The 17,842-nt window shown below is 63.8% G+C and carries 18 protein-coding genes and 2 tRNA genes; 2 read left to right on the top strand and 18 right to left on the bottom strand.

Annotated elements, in window-relative coordinates:
• Nucleotides 1-71: 71 nt before the first annotated feature.
• From AB4Y44_RS41250 to AB4Y44_RS41175, 16 genes are all read right to left on the bottom strand, one after another.
• Nucleotides 72-1,010, bottom strand: coding sequence for a DMT family transporter (locus AB4Y44_RS41250; RefSeq protein ID WP_342923630.1), 939 nt, complete (start codon nt 1,008-1,010; stop codon nt 72-74).
• 260 nt (nt 1,011-1,270) lie between these two features.
• A tRNA-Pro gene (locus tag AB4Y44_RS41245) sits at nt 1,271-1,347 on the bottom strand.
• A 93-nt stretch (nt 1,348-1,440) separates the two neighbouring features.
• Complete coding sequence (locus tag AB4Y44_RS41240; RefSeq protein ID WP_368702696.1) at nt 1,441-1,839, bottom strand: MerR family transcriptional regulator; 399 nt, start codon at nt 1,837-1,839, stop codon at nt 1,441-1,443.
• 141 nt (nt 1,840-1,980) lie between these two features.
• Nucleotides 1,981-2,391, bottom strand: coding sequence for an integration host factor subunit alpha (locus AB4Y44_RS41235; RefSeq protein WP_028204248.1), 411 nt, complete (start codon nt 2,389-2,391; stop codon nt 1,981-1,983).
• A gap of 91 nt (nt 2,392-2,482) precedes the next feature.
• Nucleotides 2,483-4,939 (bottom strand): phenylalanine--tRNA ligase subunit beta, encoded by a 2,457-nt coding sequence (gene pheT / locus AB4Y44_RS41230; RefSeq protein WP_368702695.1) that lies wholly within the window; start codon nt 4,937-4,939, stop codon nt 2,483-2,485.
• A gap of 109 nt (nt 4,940-5,048) precedes the next feature.
• On the bottom strand, nt 5,049-6,062 hold the full coding sequence (pheS, locus tag AB4Y44_RS41225) for a phenylalanine--tRNA ligase subunit alpha (protein WP_069268188.1): 1,014 nt from the start codon (nt 6,060-6,062) through the stop codon (nt 5,049-5,051).
• Nucleotides 6,063-6,285: 223 nt separating this feature from the next.
• On the bottom strand, nt 6,286-6,645 hold the full coding sequence (gene rplT, locus AB4Y44_RS41220) for a 50S ribosomal protein L20 (RefSeq protein WP_004192938.1): 360 nt from the start codon (nt 6,643-6,645) through the stop codon (nt 6,286-6,288).
• A 30-nt stretch (nt 6,646-6,675) separates the two neighbouring features.
• Nucleotides 6,676-6,873, bottom strand: coding sequence for a 50S ribosomal protein L35 (rpmI, locus tag AB4Y44_RS41215; RefSeq protein ID WP_004191477.1), 198 nt, complete (start codon nt 6,871-6,873; stop codon nt 6,676-6,678).
• Between the two features lie 291 nt (nt 6,874-7,164).
• Nucleotides 7,165-7,686 (bottom strand): translation initiation factor IF-3, encoded by a 522-nt coding sequence (gene infC, locus AB4Y44_RS41210; RefSeq protein ID WP_342923698.1) that lies wholly within the window; start codon nt 7,684-7,686, stop codon nt 7,165-7,167.
• Nucleotides 7,687-7,736: 50 nt separating this feature from the next.
• The gene (gene thrS / locus AB4Y44_RS41205; protein ID WP_368702694.1) at nt 7,737-9,644 is read right to left on the bottom strand and encodes a threonine--tRNA ligase; all 1,908 of its coding nucleotides are present in this window, start codon (nt 9,642-9,644) and stop codon (nt 7,737-7,739) included.
• A gap of 290 nt (nt 9,645-9,934) precedes the next feature.
• Nucleotides 9,935-10,011, bottom strand: a tRNA-Val gene (locus AB4Y44_RS41200).
• Nucleotides 10,012-10,097: 86 nt separating this feature from the next.
• Nucleotides 10,098-12,347, bottom strand: coding sequence for a bifunctional (p)ppGpp synthetase/guanosine-3',5'-bis(diphosphate) 3'-pyrophosphohydrolase (locus AB4Y44_RS41195; RefSeq protein WP_342923626.1), 2,250 nt, complete (start codon nt 12,345-12,347; stop codon nt 10,098-10,100).
• 78 nt (nt 12,348-12,425) lie between these two features.
• The gene (locus AB4Y44_RS41190; protein ID WP_342923625.1) at nt 12,426-12,779 is read right to left on the bottom strand and encodes a RidA family protein; all 354 of its coding nucleotides are present in this window, start codon (nt 12,777-12,779) and stop codon (nt 12,426-12,428) included.
• A gap of 98 nt (nt 12,780-12,877) precedes the next feature.
• Nucleotides 12,878-13,771, bottom strand: a complete 894-nt coding sequence (locus tag AB4Y44_RS41185) for an alpha/beta fold hydrolase (RefSeq protein WP_368702693.1) — start codon at nt 13,769-13,771, stop codon at nt 12,878-12,880.
• A gap of 171 nt (nt 13,772-13,942) precedes the next feature.
• Complete coding sequence (locus AB4Y44_RS41180; RefSeq protein WP_342923624.1) at nt 13,943-14,584, bottom strand: CoA transferase subunit B; 642 nt, start codon at nt 14,582-14,584, stop codon at nt 13,943-13,945.
• A 15-nt stretch (nt 14,585-14,599) separates the two neighbouring features.
• On the bottom strand, nt 14,600-15,319 hold the full coding sequence (locus tag AB4Y44_RS41175; protein ID WP_342923623.1) for a CoA transferase subunit A: 720 nt from the start codon (nt 15,317-15,319) through the stop codon (nt 14,600-14,602).
• 257 nt (nt 15,320-15,576) lie between these two features.
• On the opposite strand from AB4Y44_RS41175, the gene AB4Y44_RS41170 reads away from it, so the two are divergent.
• Nucleotides 15,577-16,149 (top strand): LuxR C-terminal-related transcriptional regulator, encoded by a 573-nt coding sequence (locus AB4Y44_RS41170; RefSeq protein WP_342923622.1) that lies wholly within the window; start codon nt 15,577-15,579, stop codon nt 16,147-16,149.
• Nucleotides 16,150-16,200: 51 nt separating this feature from the next.
• Here AB4Y44_RS41170 and AB4Y44_RS41165 read toward each other — a convergent pair whose 3' ends face one another.
• On the bottom strand, nt 16,201-16,641 hold the full coding sequence (locus AB4Y44_RS41165; RefSeq protein ID WP_028204259.1) for a thioesterase family protein: 441 nt from the start codon (nt 16,639-16,641) through the stop codon (nt 16,201-16,203).
• A 64-nt stretch (nt 16,642-16,705) separates the two neighbouring features.
• Nucleotides 16,706-17,485, bottom strand: a complete 780-nt coding sequence (locus tag AB4Y44_RS41160) for an SDR family oxidoreductase (protein WP_133181603.1) — start codon at nt 17,483-17,485, stop codon at nt 16,706-16,708.
• Between the two features lie 176 nt (nt 17,486-17,661).
• Between AB4Y44_RS41160 and AB4Y44_RS41155 the strand changes: the two genes are divergently transcribed.
• The coding region (locus tag AB4Y44_RS41155; RefSeq protein WP_368702692.1) for an FAD-dependent oxidoreductase at nt 17,662-17,842 on the top strand (181 nt) is incomplete at its 3' end.

Genomic DNA, 17,842 nt, shown 5'->3' with positions numbered 1-17,842 from the left:
GAAGGAAGTGAAAGCCGTGCCGCGCGCGGCGGCTTGAGCGAGCTTGAGCGCGCCGTGCGGGCGCTACCCTGCTAGCGTTCCGCGCCTGCCCGGCTGCGGCGCGCGGTGAAGCCCGGCAAGCGCTTCACGAAGCCGGTGGCGAGCGCGGTGCCCACGAGAATCGCCGCGCACGCCTCGACCATGCCCATCGACACGCGTTCGCCGAGAAAGAGCGCGCCCCACAGAATGCCGAAGATCGGGATCACGAACGTCACCGTGATCGCGCGCGCCGGGCCCACCGCTGCGATCAGGCGGAAGAACAACAGATACGCGATACCCGTGCACGCCACGCCAAGGCCGAGCACCGCGCCCCACGCAGGCAGCGAGATGGGCGTAGCCGGCCAGGTTGCCACGGCGAACGGCGCGAGCACGAGCGTCGCGCCCGTCATCGTCCCGGCAGCGACCGTGAGCGGATCGACGCCCGTGAGGTGGCGCTTCGTGTAGCTCGCGGCGACGCCGTACAGCGCCGCTGCGACGAGCGCCGCGAGGGCGGCGAGCGCAGCGCTGGTGGATGACGCGCCGTCGCCGGCGTGCGTCACGACCTGATCCCACACCAACGCGAGCACACCCGCGAAGCCGATCGCGAGCCCGACCACCCGCAGCCCGCTCAGACGATCCTTGAGCCAGACATACGCGACGACTGCGCCCCACAGCGGCGTGGTCGCGTTGATCACGGACGTGACGCCCGCTGAGAGCGTGAGCTCGGCCCACGCGAACAGACAGAACGGTGCGGCCGAATTCAGGATGCCCACGATGAAAAGCGGCCACGCGCGTTCGCGCAGCGTGCCGAGCGCTTCGCGTGCGGGGCGCCGCGAAAACAGCACGAGCAGCAGGAACAACGCGCCGATGCCGACGCGCAGCGCCATCAGGGGCGCGACGCCGAAGTCGGTCACGCCGACGCGGATGAACAGAAACGACCCGCCCCACAGGGCGGCGAGGACGACCAGTTGCGCGAGTTCGATCGGGTTCATGTGAAGTGGCGCTGAGTGAGCACGGAGTTGCGCGCGGGCGCGCGATTGCACGCATCACCGGCGCGAAGGTACGCGTATCGTAAGGCGAGCGGCACGCGCCGTATAACGAAGGATTCTCACCGATATGTGAGAAAAATTAACAGCCGGATCTTGCGGTCTCGTTCTACGCTTCCTGCGCTTTCTTGTGCTCGCCATGTATTTGCTTTGCGGCGCACAAAAGACAAAGCCCGCGTAACCTTTCGATTACGCGGGCTCTATTCTGGTCGGGGCGAGAGGATTTGAACCTCCGACCACCTGCACCCCATGCAGGTACGCTACCAGGCTGCGCTACGCCCCGAGAGCTAGAAAGTATAACAGAGAGTTTCCCTAATTAGAACCGCTTCGCACGTAATTCGTGAACGACTCACATGCATGCGTTCAGCGAGGTGTTTCAGCGCCCAAGCAGATCGAGCACGTGCAGCAATTCCTTGCGCAACTGATCGACGTCCACGAGGGCGGTCGTGCCTTCGGCAACCGGCACCCCTGCTGCTTCGGACCGCCCGGCTTCGTCGGCCGCCGCCCCGTGCGAGTCGAGCCGGTTGCGCGCGCCGTTGATCGTGAACCCCTGCTCGTAGAGCAGTTCGCGAATGCGACGGATCAGCAATACTTCGTGATGCTGGTAATAGCGACGATTGCCGCGCCGCTTCACCGGCTTCAACTGCGTGAACTCCTGCTCCCAATACCGCAGTACGTGAGGCTTCACGCCGCACAGCTCGCTCACCTCGCCAATGGTGAAGTAGCGCTTGGCGGGGATGGGAGGCAAGACGACCTTTTCGCTTGTCGATGTCATCGCCGGGTTGCCGTCGTGGTGGTTGCGCAATGAGGCGTCGCCGCCTGGGTCCTTGAAGTCTGCTAGTTCTACTTATACGTTCACGCCCGCCATATTGCCACCGGCGCAGGCGTACCAGCGCGGGCAAACAACCTCAGCGCATCAACGCGGGAAGCTCGCCTCGGCGCCGCTCTCCACGAGCGCCTTCAGCTTCTGGCTCGCATGGAACGTCACCACGCGACGCGCCGCGATGGGTATCGCTTCACCCGTCTTCGGGTTGCGGCCGGGTCGTTGCGGCTTGTCGCGCAACTGAAAATTGCCGAAGCCCGACAGCTTCACGCTGTCGCCGCTTTCAAGCGCGTCGCGAATCACTTCGAAGAAGGCTTCGACCATGTCTTTCGCTTCGCGCTTGTTGAGACCGACGTTGTCGAACAGCAGCTCAGCGAGTTCGGCTTTCGTCAGCGTGGGCGTGTCGTTCGTGGCGCTTGCCGACGAGGCAGGAATGTCGCGAATCATGGCGCTACGCTGTGCCGCAAGAAGGGCTTCGAAATCACTCGAGTTCATTTCGTTCATCTATCTATGCAATGGCGCGCTGCCGGTTGCGGGGTCGACTTGCTACCTCGCAAACCGGAAGCCGATGTCGGTACGTGAAGAGCCGAGGAGCTTATCCGCGCAACCGGGCGCCATACACTCGAGCCAGGCGATCCACCAGGGACTTGATGGCCGTATCGACCGTCTCGTCCTGAAGGGTTCCGCCAGTATCTTGCAGGGTCACCCGGAAGGCAAGGCTTTTCTCGTCCGCGCCAAGTCCGGAAGTATTTGATTTTGCACGAAATTCATCGAAAAGCGCAACCCTCTGCACAATCCGGCAAGGCTCGTCTTGCATACCCTTCTGGAACTCGTCGAGCAACGCTTGCACCTCGATCTTTTGATCGACAACGAGAGCGATGTCACGGCGGACCGGCGGGAATTTCGAGACTTCGCCAGGCGCAGGCAGTTCGCGCGCCATCAGTGCGTCGGCCTCGACTTCGAAGAGCATCGGTGCGTGCGGCAGGTCGTACTTCTGCATCCAGCGCGGATGCAGCTCGCCAATCCAGCCCACGGCACGGCCATCGACTTCGATGCGCGCGCTACGTCCCGGGTGCAGCGCGGGGTGTTCCGCCTTCACGAAACGCGGCGTCTTCGCGGCGCCGAGCGATGCGAACAACGCCTCGAGATCGCCCTTCACGTCGAAGAAGTCCACGCCGCGCGTCTGCGCGCCCCACTGCTCTTCGAGCGCGGGACCGTAGGCGAGCGCACCGATCATCTTCGGTTGTGCGAAGCCTTCCACCGTCATCTCGCTCGCCTTGATCGACGGATCGTGCAGGAACACGCGGCCCGCCTCGAACACGCGCACGCGCTCGGCGCGGCGGTTGAGGTTGTGGCGCAGCACGTTGATGAGGCTGCCGAACAGCGTCGTGCGCATGACCGAGAGCTGGCTCGCGATCGGGTTCAGCAGCTTCACGGGATTCGCGTTGCCGGCGAAGTCCTGCTCCCACTCGGCATCGACGAAGCTGAAGTTGATCGTCTCAGCGTAGTCGCGCGCGGCGAGCGCGTGGCGAATCGCGTGGATCGAGCGGCGCGTTTCGTGGGTCGCACGCATTTCGCTGCGCGCCACCGGCGGCAACGCCGGAATCTTTTCGACGCCGTAGATCCGCGCAACTTCTTCGATCAGGTCCTCTTCGATCTCGATGTCGAAGCGGTACGGCGGCGGCGTGACGCTGAAGCTCTCGTCGCCCGCATCGTCAACGCTACGCGTGAACGTGAGACCGAGGCGCGTGAAAATCTGCGCGATCTCGTCGGCGCCGATCTTCACGCCGATGATGCGGTTCGCGCGCGGCACGCGCATTTTCACCGCTTCGCGCGTGGGTACGTTCACGGTTTGATCGTCGACCGGGCCGGCAGCGCCGCCGCAGATATCGAGGATCAGCTGCGTGATGCGCTCGATGTGCTCGACGGTCGTCGACCAGTCCACGCCGCGCTCGAAGCGATGGCCCGCATCGGTCGAGAAGTTGTAGCGGCGCGAGCGGCCACGAATGCTGTCCGGCCACCAGAAGGCGGCTTCGAGATAGATGTTCGTGGTGTCGAGCGTGACGGCCGTGCTGTCGCCGCCCATGATGCCCGCGAGGCTTTCGATCTCGCGCTCGTCGGCGATCACGCCCACGGTTTCATCGACTTCGACGGTATTGCCGTTGAGCAGCTTGAGCGTTTCGCCCTTCTTGCCCCAGCGCACGTCCATCGAGCCGTGGATCTTGTCGAGATCGAACACGTGCGACGGGCGGCCGAGTTCGAGCATCACGTAGTTCGAGATATCGACGAGCGCCGAGATGCTGCGCTGGCCCGAACGCTCGAGACGCTCGACCATCCACGTCGGCGTCTTCGCGTGCGCGTTCACGCCGCGGATCACGCGGCCCGAGAAGCGGCCGCACAGGTCCGGCGCCGAGATCTTCACGGGCAGCTTTTCATCGAGCTTCACTTCGACCTTCGGATACACGGGCGCCTGCAGCGGCGCGCCGGTGATCGCAGCGGTTTCGCGCGCGATGCCGTACACCGAGAGGCAATCGGCCTTGTTCGGCGTGAGCTTGACTTCGAAGACGGTGTCGTCGAGATTGAGCGCTTCGCGGATGTCCTGGCCGATCGGCGTGTCTTCCGGCAGGATCATCAGGCCGCTGTGGTCTTCCGAGAGCTTCAGTTCGCGCGCCGAGCACAGCATGCCCTGGCTTTCCACGCCACGCAGCTTCGAGAGCTTGATCGCGAAAGGCTTGCCGCCTTCTTCGGCGGGCGGCAGTTCGGCGCCCACGAGCGCCACGGGCACCTTGATGCCGGGCGCGACGTTGGGCGCGCCGCAGACGATCTGCAGCGTCGCGCCGGTGCCGGCATCGACCTGCGTGACGTTGAGCTTGTCCGCGTCCGGGTGCTTCACGACTTCGAGCACGCGGCCTACGACAATTTTCGTGGTGGGGGGCGCCGCCGGGCTCAGGCCTTCGACTTCGAGGCCGGCCATGGTGAGCGCGTGGGCCAGTTCATCGGTCGTGAGCTTCGGATCGACAAAGCTTCTCAGCCAGGATTCGGGGAATAGCATTTGGTTTTACGTTCCAGACAGATTGTGACCGTCGCGTAGGCGGGTGCTCGCGCACCTTCTTCAGGTGCTGCGTCCGCCTCGCGCACTGCAAGCGAATGCGTCGCTTCGCTCAGGCGAACTGACGCAAAAAGCGCAGATCGCCTTCGAAGAACAGGCGCAGGTCCTGCACGCCATAGCGCAGCATCGTCAGGCGTTCGAGGCCGCTGCCGAACGCAAAGCCGATGTAGCGCTCCGGGTCGAGGCCCATGTTGCGGATCACGGTCGGATGCACCTGGCCCGAGCCCGAGATCTCGAGCCACTTGCCGGCGTTCTTGCCTTGCTCGAACATCATGTCGATTTCGGCCGACGGCTCCGTGAACGGGAAGTACGACGGACGGAAGCGCACCTGAATGTCGTCACGTTCGAAGAACTTCTTGAGGAAGTCGGTGTAAACACCCTTCAGGTCTGCGAAGCTGATGTTCTCTTCGATCCACAGGCCTTCGACCTGGTTGAACATCGGCGAGTGCGTGGCGTCGCTGTCCACGCGATAGGTGCGGCCCGGCACGATCACCTTGATGGGCGGCGTGTGCGTGCGCGCGTAGCGCACCTGCATCGGACTCGTGTGCGTGCGCAACAAAAGCTGACGGCCATCGGCGTCCTTGCCGTCCACGTAGAACGTGTCCTGCATGGAGCGCGCCGGATGGTTTTCCGGGCTGTTGAGCGAGGTGAAGTTGTACCAGTCGGTTTCGATCTCGGGACCGTCGGCCACGTCGAAGCCGATCGAGCCGAAAATGCGCTCGACGCGCTCCCACGTCTGCATCACGGGGTGCAGGCTGCCCGTTCCCGTGCCGCGACCCGGCAGCGTGACGTCGATCGCCTCGGCGGCGAGACGCTGGTTCAGCAGCGCGTCCGCGAGCGCCTGGCGGCGCGCGGTGAGCGCAGCTTCCACTTGCTGCTTGACGGCGTTGATGCGAGCGCCTTCGGTCTTGCGCGTTTCCGCGTCGAGCTTGCCGAGACCCTTGAGCAGTTCGGTCAGTGCGCCGGACTTGCCGAGAAAGCGGGCCTTTTCGTTTTCAAGCGTGTTGACGTCGGGGGCGGAAGCGAACGCGCTTTGCGCGTCGGCGACAATCTGGTCCAGATCCATTGATCCCATCTTTTCAGCGTCAGAGTTTGAGACTTGGAGCCTCTCCGCGCTCACGGCACGCCATGATGACGCCTGGCAATGACGACGCGAAGACACTCCATGAAGCGGCGCAAGAAGCGTAATTACCAACAAAAACGGGGCTCGGTGAGGAGCCCCGTTTTTGTTGCAGCATCACCGAGACTACCGGAATGTCTGCTGCAACGAACCTGCGCAATACCTGCTATCAGGCAGCGACGGCGGCCTTCACCTGCTTGACGATCGCAGCAAATGCAGCCTTGTCGAACACAGCCATGTCAGCCAGAACCTTGCGGTCGAGTTCGATCGAAGCCTTCTTCAGGCCGTTGATGAACACGCTGTAGGTCATGTCGTGCTGACGCACCGCCGCGTTGATACGCGTGATCCACAGTGCGCGGAACACACGCTTCTTGTTGCGGCGATCGCGATAGGCGTACTGGCCTGCGCGCATGACCGCCTGCTTGGCGATGCGATAGACGTTATTGCGACGGCCGCGGTAACCCTTGGCCAGGTTGATGATCTTCTTGTGGCGGGCCCGTGCGGTAACCCCACGTTTGACTCGAGGCATGTTTCGCTCCTATGAGTTATCGGTTGAGGATTACGCGAACGGCAGCATTGCGCGCACGGAGTTCAGATCGGAATCGTGAACGGCCGTTGCACCACGCAGATGACGCTTGTTCTTGGTGGTCTTCTTGGTCAGGATGTGACGCTTGAAGGCTTGACCGCGCTTGACGGTACCGCCCGGACGAACCACGAAGCGCTTTGCAGCGCTCTTCTTGGTCTTCATCTTCGGCATGACAGACAACTCCATTATTTGATGGACATGGGTGTGCGGTTGGCGCGGTGTTCACACACCTTGCCGGGACTCCGCCCTTCGAAACCCACTCCACTTGTTTTGGCGACTGGCTGGCTTTTTAAAACAAGCTCGCCGCCGCTTCCAGGAAAAACGCCCGTTTGCCGCACTTCACGTGCAGCGCGCGGGCGCCGTTCCGGAACCTGCTTGCCGCCTTCCGCGCAACACGGCGCCGAAGACGTCATTGAAAACTGCTGTTGGCCGCCGCGCAGACTACGCCGCGCGGCACGCCAATTACTTCTTCTTCTTGGGCGAGAGCACCATGATCATCTGGCGCCCTTCCATCTTCGGCATTTGCTCGACCTGACCGACTTCTTCGAGGTCGGTGCGCAGGCGCTCGAGCATGCGCATACCGATTTCCTGGTGGGCCATTTCGCGGCCCCGGAAACGCAACGTGATCTTCGTCTTGTCGCCATCGTCGAGGAAGCGCATGAGATTACGCAGCTTGACGTTGTAATCGCCATCGTCGGTACCCGGGCGGAATTTGACTTCCTTGACCTGGATGACCTTCTGCTTGAGCTTGGCCTCGTGCTGCTTCTTCGATTCCTGGTACTTGAACTTGCCGTAGTCCATCAGGCGGCACACGGGAGGCACGGCCTGCGGGGCAATTTCAACCAGATCGACGTCCTGCTGTTCCGACATGCGGAACGCATCGGCCAGCTTTACGATGCCGAGCGGCTCGTTCTCGATTCCGACGAGACGCACCTCGGGTGCAGTGATTTCACCGTTGATGCGATGCGACTTATCCGTAGCGATGTTACGTTTCCTCTAAAAATTAAAAAAACGAGCCGCGCTGCCGCAGTGGCTTACCTGAACGTCTTGATGTCTTCCGCAAGACGCGCTGTAAAGGCATCGACGGGCATGACACCCAGATCGACGCCGCCACGGGCACGCACGGCTACCGTTTGTGCTTCACGCTCCTTGTCGCCGACGACAAGCAGGTATGGGACCTTCTCAAGCGTGTGCTCGCGTATTTTATAGCTAATTTTCTCGTTGCGCAAATCGGCCACCACTCTAAGCCCTTGTTTTTGCAACGATTGGACCAGATTCGCGGCATATTCGGCCTGACTTTCCGCGATATTCATCACAACGGCCTGCACCGGAGCGAGCCACGGCGGCATTGCGCCGGCATGGTGCTCGATCAGAATTCCGAGGAAACGCTCCATCGAACCGAGGATGGCCCGGTGCAGCATGATCGGGCGGCGGCGGCTGTTGTCCTCGGCCACGTACTCGGCGCCAAGGCGCTCCGGCAGGACCATGTCGAGCTGCAGCGTGCCGCACTGCCACGAGCGGCCCAGCGCGTCCTTGATGTGGTACTCGACCTTCGGACCGTAGAACGCGCCCTCGCCCGGCAGCTCTTCCCACTGCAGGCCGCAGGCCGTGAGCGCCTCGCGCAGGCCCTGCTCGGCGCGATCCCACGTTTCATCCGTCCCCGCGCGCGAATCCGGGCGCAGCGAGAGCTTGATGTCGATGTGATCGAACCCGAAATCCTTGTAGATACTCATTGCCAGCGTGTTGAAGGCAATCGACTCGCTGATGATCTGGTCTTCCGTACAGAAGATGTGCGCATCGTCCTGGACGAAGCCGCGCACGCGCATCAAGCCGTGCAGCGCGCCCGACGCCTCGTTGCGGTGGCACGAGCCGAACTCCGCGTAACGCAGGGGCAGATCGCGATACGAGCGCAGGCCGTGGTTGAACACCTGGACGTGGCCCGGGCAGTTCATCGGCTTGATCGCGTAGTCGCGCTTTTCCGACTCCGTCGTGAACATGTTTTCACGATAGTTCTGCCAGTGACCCGACGCTTCCCAGAGCGAACGGTCCATGATCATCGGCGTCTTGATTTCGTCGTAGCCGGCCACGCGCAGGCGGCCGCGCATGTACTGCTCGACCTGCTGCCACAGCGTCCAGCCCTTCGGGTGCCAGAACACCATACCCGGCGACTCGTCCTGCATGTGGAACAGGTCGAGCTGCTTGCCGAGCTTGCGGTGGTCGCGCTTTTCAGCCTCTTCGAGCATGTGGAGGTACTGGTCCTGGTCTTCCTTCTTCGTCCAGGCCGTGCCGTAAATGCGCTGCAGCTGCTCGTTCCTCGAGTCGCCGCGCCAGTAGGCGCCCGCGACCTTCATGAGCTTGAAGACCTTGAGCTTGCCCGTGGACGGCACGTGCGGGCCGCGGCACAGGTCCGTGAAGCCGCCGTGCGAGTACAGCTTGATTTCCTCGGCGCCCGGAATCGACTCGATGATCTCCGCCTTGTACTTCTCGCCGATGCTCTTGAAGTAGTCCACGGCTTCGCCGCGCGTGACGACGCGGCGCGACACCGGCTCGTCCTTCTTCGAGAGTTCCTGCATGCGCTTTTCGATCTTCTCGAGATCTTCGGGCGTGAAGGGACGGTTGTAAGCGAAGTCGTAGTAGAAACCGTTGTCGATGACCGGCCCGATCGTGACCTGCGCTTCCGGGTACAGCTCCTTCACCGCATAGGCGAGCAAGTGCGCCGTCGAGTGACGGATGATGTCGAGGCCGTCGGCGTCCTTGTCCGTGACGATGGCGAGCGATGCGTCGTGATCGATCAGCGTCGACGTATCGACCAGTTCGCCGTCGAGCTTGCCGCCGAGCGCCGCCTTGGCGAGGCCGGGGCCAATCGAAGCCGCCACTTCGGCGACCGTAACGGGATGATCGTACTGTCGAACCGAACCGTCGGGCAGACGTATCGCAACCATGTTTTTCTCCAGAAGTGCCGGGCAGGCACATCGTATTGTTCGTGGGAACAGACTGCGGAAAACTTCACAGCGAAAAAAAATGCGGCCCCGCTTTCGAGGGGCCGCATTCACTTTTCAAACCTGCCTACAGAGGCGAAAGAGGTCCTCGACTAGCGTCGCTCCGAAGTAGTTTCGGTAAACGTTCGCGGTGTCATAACCGTATTCGCCTTATGGCGCTTCCTTTGCAGGCGCAGCGCGCTGTGTGCATTTACTGCCTTGAGCCCCCGGCAAAGCCAGGATCTCGATTTCGTTGGTAGGCTCGATTGGACTCGAACCAACGACCCCCACCATGTCAAGGTGGTGCTCTAACCAGCTGAGCTACGAGCCTGAAGAAGAGAGATTATATGAAGTGGCCGCAGACTTGGCAAGCATTTTTTGCAGCGCGGCAATCTTTGGCTGCCCCGTCTGGCGGCCTCAGCCCCTGCGCGACGCCCGCTGCACCCCGCCCACTTCGCCGAGCAGCACGCAGGCGCGCTGGATCTGCGCCGAATTCGACACTTCCACCGTGAACTGCATGTACGCCGCATTGCGGCGCGACTGCGTCTTCACGCCGATCACGTTCATCTTCTCGCGCGCGAACACTTCGGAGATGTCGCGCAGCAAACCCTGGCGGTCGGTGGCCTCGATCGAGATGTCGACCGGGTAGACCGACTGGCCGCGCCCGCCCATCACGTCGGCGGACCACGTGGTGTGCAGCACGCGCTCGGGCGCGCGGTTGGCCATGCGCCGGAAGGTCGGACAGTCGCTGCGATGGATCGACATGCCCTTGCCGCGCGTGACGAAGCCGCTGATCGCGTCGGGCGGCGCGGGCCGGCAACAGCGCGCGAGCTGCGTAAGAAGCGCGTCCACGCCCACCACCAGCACGCCCGACGACCCGCCATGCGCGACGTTCGCGCCGCTCGCGCGCTTGGTGAGCTGCTCGGGCGTCTCCTCTTCGGGCTCGGCTGTCGGCGCGTCGTGCAGCGCGTGCTCGACGTTACGCAGGCTGAACTCTTCCTTGCCGACCACGCTGAAGAGGTCGTCGGGCGACTTGAAGCCCAGCTTGGCCGCGAGCTGATCGAGACTGACCGACGTGCGGCCCTCGCGCTGCAGCGTCTTTTCGACCATCGCACGGCCGTTGGCGATGTTTTCCTGCGCCTCGATCGCGTTGAACCACGCGCGGACCTTCTGGCGCGCACGCGGGCTGTGCAGATAACCGAGCTGCGGATTGAGCCAGTCGCGCGACGGGCCGCCCTCTTTCACCGAGACGATCTCGACCGTCTGGCCGTTGCGCAGCTGGGTGTTGAGCGGCACCATCGCGCCGTCCACGCGCGCGCCGCGGCAGCGATGGCCCAGTTCGCTGTGCAGGTGATAGGCGAAGTCGAGCGGCGTTGCGCCCTGCGGCAGCGCGATCACGCGCGCCTGGGGCGTGAGGACGTAGATGTGGTCGTCGTCGAGCGTGGCCTGGCGCAGTTGCTCCCACGGCTGGCGCCCATCCGACACATCGTCCTTCCAGGCGAGCAGCTGGCGCAGCCACGCGATCTTCTCGTCGTAGCTGCTGCTCGCGCTGAACTGGCCGCCGTAGCCCTTCGCACCGGCTTCCTTGTAGCGCCAGTGCGCGGCCACGCCGTATTCGGCGAACTGATGCATCTCCTGCGTGCGGATCTGCACTTCGAACGCGCGGCCGTCGTCGCCGATCACGACCGTGTGCAGCGAGCGATAACCGTTGGGCTTGGGCCGCGAGATGTAGTCGTCGAACTCCCTCGGCACCGGCTGCCAGAGGTTGTGCACGATGCCGAGCACCGTGTAGCAATCCTTGATGTCGGGAACGATCACGCGGAACGCGCGCACGTCGTAAAGCTCGGAGAAGTCGATCTCCTTGCCGCGCATCTTCTTCCAGATGCTGTAGATGTGCTTGGGCCGCCCGCTGACCTCGGCCTGGATATGCGCCGCCGCAAGCTCGCTCTGCAGCCGCGCGATCGCCTCGGACACGTAGCTCTCGCGCTCCACGCGCTTTTCGTCGAGCAGCTTCGCGATGCGCTTGTAGGTATCGGGCTCCTGGAAGCGGAACGCGAGGTCTTCGAGTTCCCACTTCAGTTGCCAGATGCCGAGCCGGTTGGCGAGCGGCGCGTAGATCTCGAGCGTCTCGTGCGCGATCCCGGGCGCCGGCTTGATCTTCGCTGCCGCATAAAAGCGCAGCGACTGCAGACGCGACGCGAGCCGGATCAGCACGACGCGGATGTCCTGCGCGAACGCCAGCAGCATCTTGCGCAGCGACTCGACCTGCGCGCGCCGCGCCGCCTGGGCGTCGCGACTTTCGCGGCCCGCTTCGGGCACGGCATGCTGCGCCGCGCGCAGGCTCACGGTGCCGAGCCGCAACAGTTTGCGCACATCGAACACGAGCTTCGCGACTTCCGCGCCGAAGCGCGCTTCGAGCGCGTTTTCCGGATCGTCGAGATGCGGCGCGAGATTGAAGAGCGCCGCGGCGAGCACCGCAGGCGGATCGACGTTGAGCCGGCTCATGATGAATGCCGTGCCCTGCGCATGTTCGATGAGCGGCTCGCCCGTGGAAAGACGTGCGTCGCCGGCGTGCTCGCGCACGAACGCAAGCGCGTCGTCGAGCGACGGCAGCGCGCCGGGATCGGCGGAAACCGCAGGGGCGGGAGGAACGGTGTCGCTACTCATGAGGCAATGCCCGCCGGCTTGCCGGACGGGCGACAACGAAAAGGATCAAACCAGCTGCGCCGACTGAACGTCTTGCGCTCAATCGCGCTGCGCAGCCACCACGACGACTTCGACGAGGCATTCCGGATTCGCGAGCTTCGCTTCGACCGTCGCACGCGGCGGGGTCGCGCCCTGCGCGACCCACTTGTCCCACTCGGCGTTCATGCCGGGGAAATCCTTCATGTCGGCGATATAGATCTGCACCGAGAGCAGCAGCGACTTGTCGCTGTTCGCCTCGCCCAGCAGGCGGTCGATGTGGCCGAGCACTTCGCGCATCTGGCCGGCGATGTCCTGCTTCGTGTCTTCGGCGATCTGGCCGGCCAGGTAGACGGTGCCATTGTGAATGGCGGTTTCCGAGAGACGCGGGCCAACGTGGTGACGAATGACTGCCATGAAAATTCCTGTTGAGAAGTGAAAAACGGTCGACTTCCGGGCCGACACGATCCGGCGCGCATCGGCGCGCGCGCCGAAATATGCCGGCCAATCTCATATTATGACGCGCGAAGGGCCTCGCCGTCGAAGAAACGGCGCGCGATCGCGATCTGATCGGGCGCGAGGAAGGCCGGCGCGTGCCCGACGCCCTCGATCTCCACGCTCGATACCTGGCGCCCGGTCGCGACCATCTTCTCGACGGTTTCGCGCGAAAGCAGATCCGAAAGCGCGCCGCGCACGACGAGCACAGGCCCTTCGAACGCAGCGAGGGAGCGCCACAGGAACTTCTCGCCCTCCTCGTTCTGCTCGGGTGTGAGCGATTTGAAGGGCTCCGCAATGCGCGGGTCGTACCGGTAGCGCCACGTGCCTTCGACTTCATGCAGCAACGGGGTATTGATCTCGCGCCAGTCATCGGCACTCAGCGGACCGAACGAGGCCGCGAGAAGCGCCGCATTGTCGATGCCATCCTGGAGCGTAGCGAAAGACCCGCCTTGCCCGACGTACTCGCCGATGCGCGTGAGCGACGCGGGTTCGATATGCGGCCCGACGTCGTTGAGCAGCATGCGGCCGATGGGCGCGCCCGGCAGCCCCGCGAGCGCCATGCCGATCAGGCCGCCCATCGAGGTGCCGAACCAGTCCACCTTCTCCACGCCGGTGCGCGCGATCAACGTGACCATGTCCGCCACGTATTGCGCGACGCCGTAGCCGCGCGGGTCGAGCAGCCACGACGACAGGCCCCGTCCGGCCACGTCCGGGCACACGACGCGATACTGGTCGGCCATCGCGGCGGCGAAGCGGTCGAAGTCGCGCCCCGAGCGTGTGAGTCCGTGCACGCACACGAGCACGCGCGGGTTGGCGGGGTCGCCCCACTCGGTGTACGCGATGCGGTGCAGGCCCGCGGGACTGAGACACTGGACGTATTGCTGGCGCGGCACTGCGGTCGATTCGGTCATCGCGGAATCCTCGCTCGAAGGCGCATCAAGGCTTTCGAACGATTGTAAACGGCTTTGCCGCCCGGCATCGCCGGTCAAGCCGCCCGCGAACCATGTGCAAGCCGTGCGCAAAAAACGAAACGGGCGAGACCGAAGTCTCGCCCGCCGCAAATTGTGCTGACGCTACGACGTTCAGCCCACGGCGCTCACATCGAGCGGCGCACCGGTTTTCGCCTTGATCTCTTCCACCGTCACGCCCGGTGCGAGTTCGGTCACCTTCAGGCCCGCGTCGCTCACTTCCATCACGCCGAGGTCCGTGATGATGAGATCGACCACGCCCACGCCCGTCAGCGGCAGCGTGCAGGTTTCGAGAATCTTGTGCTGGTCGCCCTTCGCGACGTGCTCCATCAGCACGACCACGCGGCCGACGCCCGCCACGAGGTCCATCGCGCCGCCCATGCCCTTGATCATCTTGCCGGGGATCATCCAGTTGGCCAGGTCGCCCTTCTCGCTCACCTGCATCGCGCCGAGGATCGCCAGGTTGATGTGGCCGCCGCGAATCATCGCGAACGAGTCTGCGGACGAGAAAATCGACGAGCCCGCCAGCGTCGTCACGGTCTGCTTGCCGGCGTTGATCATGTCGGCGTCCACTTCGTCTTCGGTCGGGAATGGGCCGATACCGAGCAGGCCGTTTTCCGACTGCAGCCACACTTCCATGCCCGCGGGCACGTGGTTGGCCACGAGCGTGGGCAGCCCGATGCCGAGGTTTACGTAGAAGCCGTCCTGCAGTTCCTTCGCCGCGCGCGCGGCCATTTCGTCACGATTCCATGCCATGGTCGGTCTCCTTCCTCAGTTGCCCGCGGGTTTGCCAGCTGCGGCGCGCACGGTGCGTTGTTCGATGCGCTTTTCCGGGTGCGCGTTGAGCACGATGCGCTGCACGAAGATGCCCGGCGTATGGATGGCGTCCGGATCGAGTGCGCCGTTCTCGACGATCTCCTCCACTTCCGCCACGGTGATCTTGCCCGCCATCGCGCACATCGGGTTGAAGTTGCGCGCCGTGCGGCGGAAGATCAGGTTGCCCGACTTGTCGGCCTTCCACGCCTTCACGAGCGCGACATCTGCCGTGAGCGAATGCTCGAGCACGTAGTGATTGTCGCCGAACTGGCGCGTTTCCTTGCCTTCGGCGATCAGCGTGCCGAAGCCGGTATTCGTGAAGAACGCCGGAATGCCCGCGCCGCCCGCGCGCAGCTTTTCAGCCAGCGTGCCTTGCGGCGTGAATTCGAGTTCGAGTTCGCCCGAGAGATACTGGCGCTCGAATTCCTTGTTCTCGCCCACGTAGGAGGAGATCATTTTCTTGATCTGGCGCGTCTCCAGCAGCAGGCCGAGGCCGAAGCCGTCCACGCCCGCGTTGTTGCTGATGCAGGTGATGCCCTTCACGCCCGTATCGCGCAAAGCGGCGATCAGGGCTTCGGGAATGCCGCACAGCCCAAAGCCGCCAACCGCGAATGTCTGGCCGTCCTTGACGATGCCCTCGAGCGCGGCAGCCGCGCTTTTATAGACCTTGTTCATCAGTGTGTCCCTTCCTCGAATGGAAATCCGCCAATCCGGTTTGTCGCGCGGACGTCGAGCGCGTCCGGATGTTCAATTCTAGTCATGCCCCGGTGGCGTTGCCGTGAAGCCGGCAGCCCGGCCGGGCAGCGCGCACGGGCCCGAACGAGCCGCGCGAGCCTCGAAAACTGCCCCTCCGATGGGTGCAAAGCGTACGCTGGCCCCCTGTTGCGGCACAATACGCAAAACTACATAAAGCAATACCCGCACCGTCCGCCATGGCTGCTCCCATCCAACCCGTCGAACGCTCCGCTCTCGACTACCAGACCGCGTTCCATCTTGCGCCCATCGGCCTCGTGCTGGCGCGCGAGCGCACCATCGTCGATTGCAACGACCAGGTCGCCGCCATCTTCGGTTGCGTACGCGAGGCGCTGATCGGCCAGTCGTTCCAGGTGCTCTACCCGTCAGCGGACGAGTTCGAGCGCATCGGCGCACGCATTCCGCCGATCATGACGGCGCAAGGCAGCTACGCCGACGACCGCATCATGAAGCGCGCCAACGGCGAACTCTTCTGGTGTCACGTCACGGGGCGCTCGCTCGATCGCGCCGAGCCGCACGCGGCGGGCGTCTGGACGTTTGAAGACCTGAGCGCGACGCGCCGTGTGGCCATCGAGCTCACGCCGCGCGAGCGCGAGATCGCCGCGCAGCTCGTGACCGGCAAGACCAGCAAGCAGATCGGGCGCATTCTCGAGATCAGCCCGCGCACCGTGGATGTCTATCGCGCGCGCCTCATGCGCAAGTACGACACCGGCAACGCCACCGAGCTGCTGCAGCGGCTGCTAGGCCAGTAAGTGAGGGCGCCAAAGCCGCGCGCTGCCGGGCAGCGCGCGACATAGGGGCGCTCAGCCTACCCGGTCGGACTTGACCAGCCCGGCATGCTCGATGGTGGCGCGCAGCATGTCGGGAATCGGTACCGATTTGCCCGCCGCGTAGTCGATCCACACGCAGCGCGCGTTCCCGCGTGCGTAGAGCGTGTCCGGCTCGTCGGCGCGGCGCAGTTCGAAACCGGTGTCGAAGCTGCTGCGGCCTGGCTGGCCGACCGTCATCGTGCAGACGATGTCGCCGGGGTAATGCAGCTGCTTGAGGAATTCCATCGAAGCGTTGACGATCACGGGACCCTGTCCGTCGCCGCTCTCCGCAGCCACGCCCAGATGCTCGAACCAGGAAATGCGCACCTGCTCCATGTAGCGGAAATAGACCGTGTTGTTCACATGGCCGAACGCGTCCATGTCGCCCCAACGGATCGGCATGGTCATTTCAAATACGGGGTGGTAGTCACTCATTGCACTTCAACTTCGTGTCGTTGCGAAAAACAGGATGCCGGCCGGCGGCCGGACTCGCCTCCGTTCAGGTGAGCCCGAAGCCGTCGTCGGCGGTGATGATCGAACCGTTGATGAACGACGACTCGTCGGCCGCGAGCAGCAGCAGCAGGCCGTCGAGGTCTTCGGGTTTGCCGACGCGGTGGCGCGGCAGCATCGAAACGAGCTTTTGCCCCTGCTCGGTCGACCAGTGGTGGTGGTTGATCTCCGTGTCGATGTAGCCTGGGCAGATCGCGTTCACGTTGATGCCGTGGCGGCCCCACTCGAGCGCCATCGCCTTCGTCATATGGACGACCGCGGCCTTGCTGATCGCGTAGAGGCCGATTTGCGGCAGCACGCGCAGACCCGCCACCGAAGCGATATTGATGATGCGGTAGGCCGGCTTCGGGCCGCCGCCGTTGCCGCGCATGATCATGCGTCTGGCGACTTCCTGGGCCACGAAAAAGGCGCCGCGCGTGTTGGTGTCGAACACGTACTCGAAGTCGGCGGGCGTGACGTCGGCGAGCTTTTGCGTCGTGGAGACGCCCGAGTTGTTGACGAGGATGTCGATGGTCCCCGCCTCGGTTTCCGCGTGCGCGACCGCCGAGCGAATGCTCTGGTAGTCGGTCACGTCGAGCGACACGACGTGCGCGGCGCCCCCGCTCGCCTCGATTTCGGCGCGCAGCTCCTTGAGCCGCTCCACGCGGCGGCTCGCCAGCACGACCTTTGCACCCGCCTGCGAGAGCACCTGCGCGAAACGCTTGCCGAGCCCGCTGGAGGCCCCCGTGATCATCGCGACCTTGCCTTCCAGATTGATCGAACGGCCCATTTCCGGTTCCTGTTCAGAAGTGAATAAGCGCCAGAACGCGGCGGGGTCGGCCCGCCAAATCTGACGCCACAGAATAGAACGGTCGTGCTAATGTTAGCCTGTTGGGTTGCGGCACGGGGAACGTTACCCGACAATACGAACCCGAAAAAAGCATTCTAATGGCAAGAGGAGCATTGATGACCCCCGCAAGTCTTTTAGAGCAATACGGCCCACGCGAGTCGATGGAATACGACGTGGTGATCGTCGGTGGCGGTCCCGCCGGGCTGTCTGCCGCGATCCGCCTGAAGCAGCTGGCCGCGGAAAAAGGCGCTGAAATCGGCGTCTGCGTGCTGGAGAAAGGCTCGGAAATCGGGGCGC

Source organism: Paraburkholderia sp. BR10937 (genome assembly GCF_040965695.1).
Classification (GTDB): domain Bacteria; phylum Pseudomonadota; class Gammaproteobacteria; order Burkholderiales; family Burkholderiaceae; genus Paraburkholderia.
Note: the sequence above shows the minus strand (reverse complement) of the source record. Positions and strands in the feature narration are given on the sequence as shown.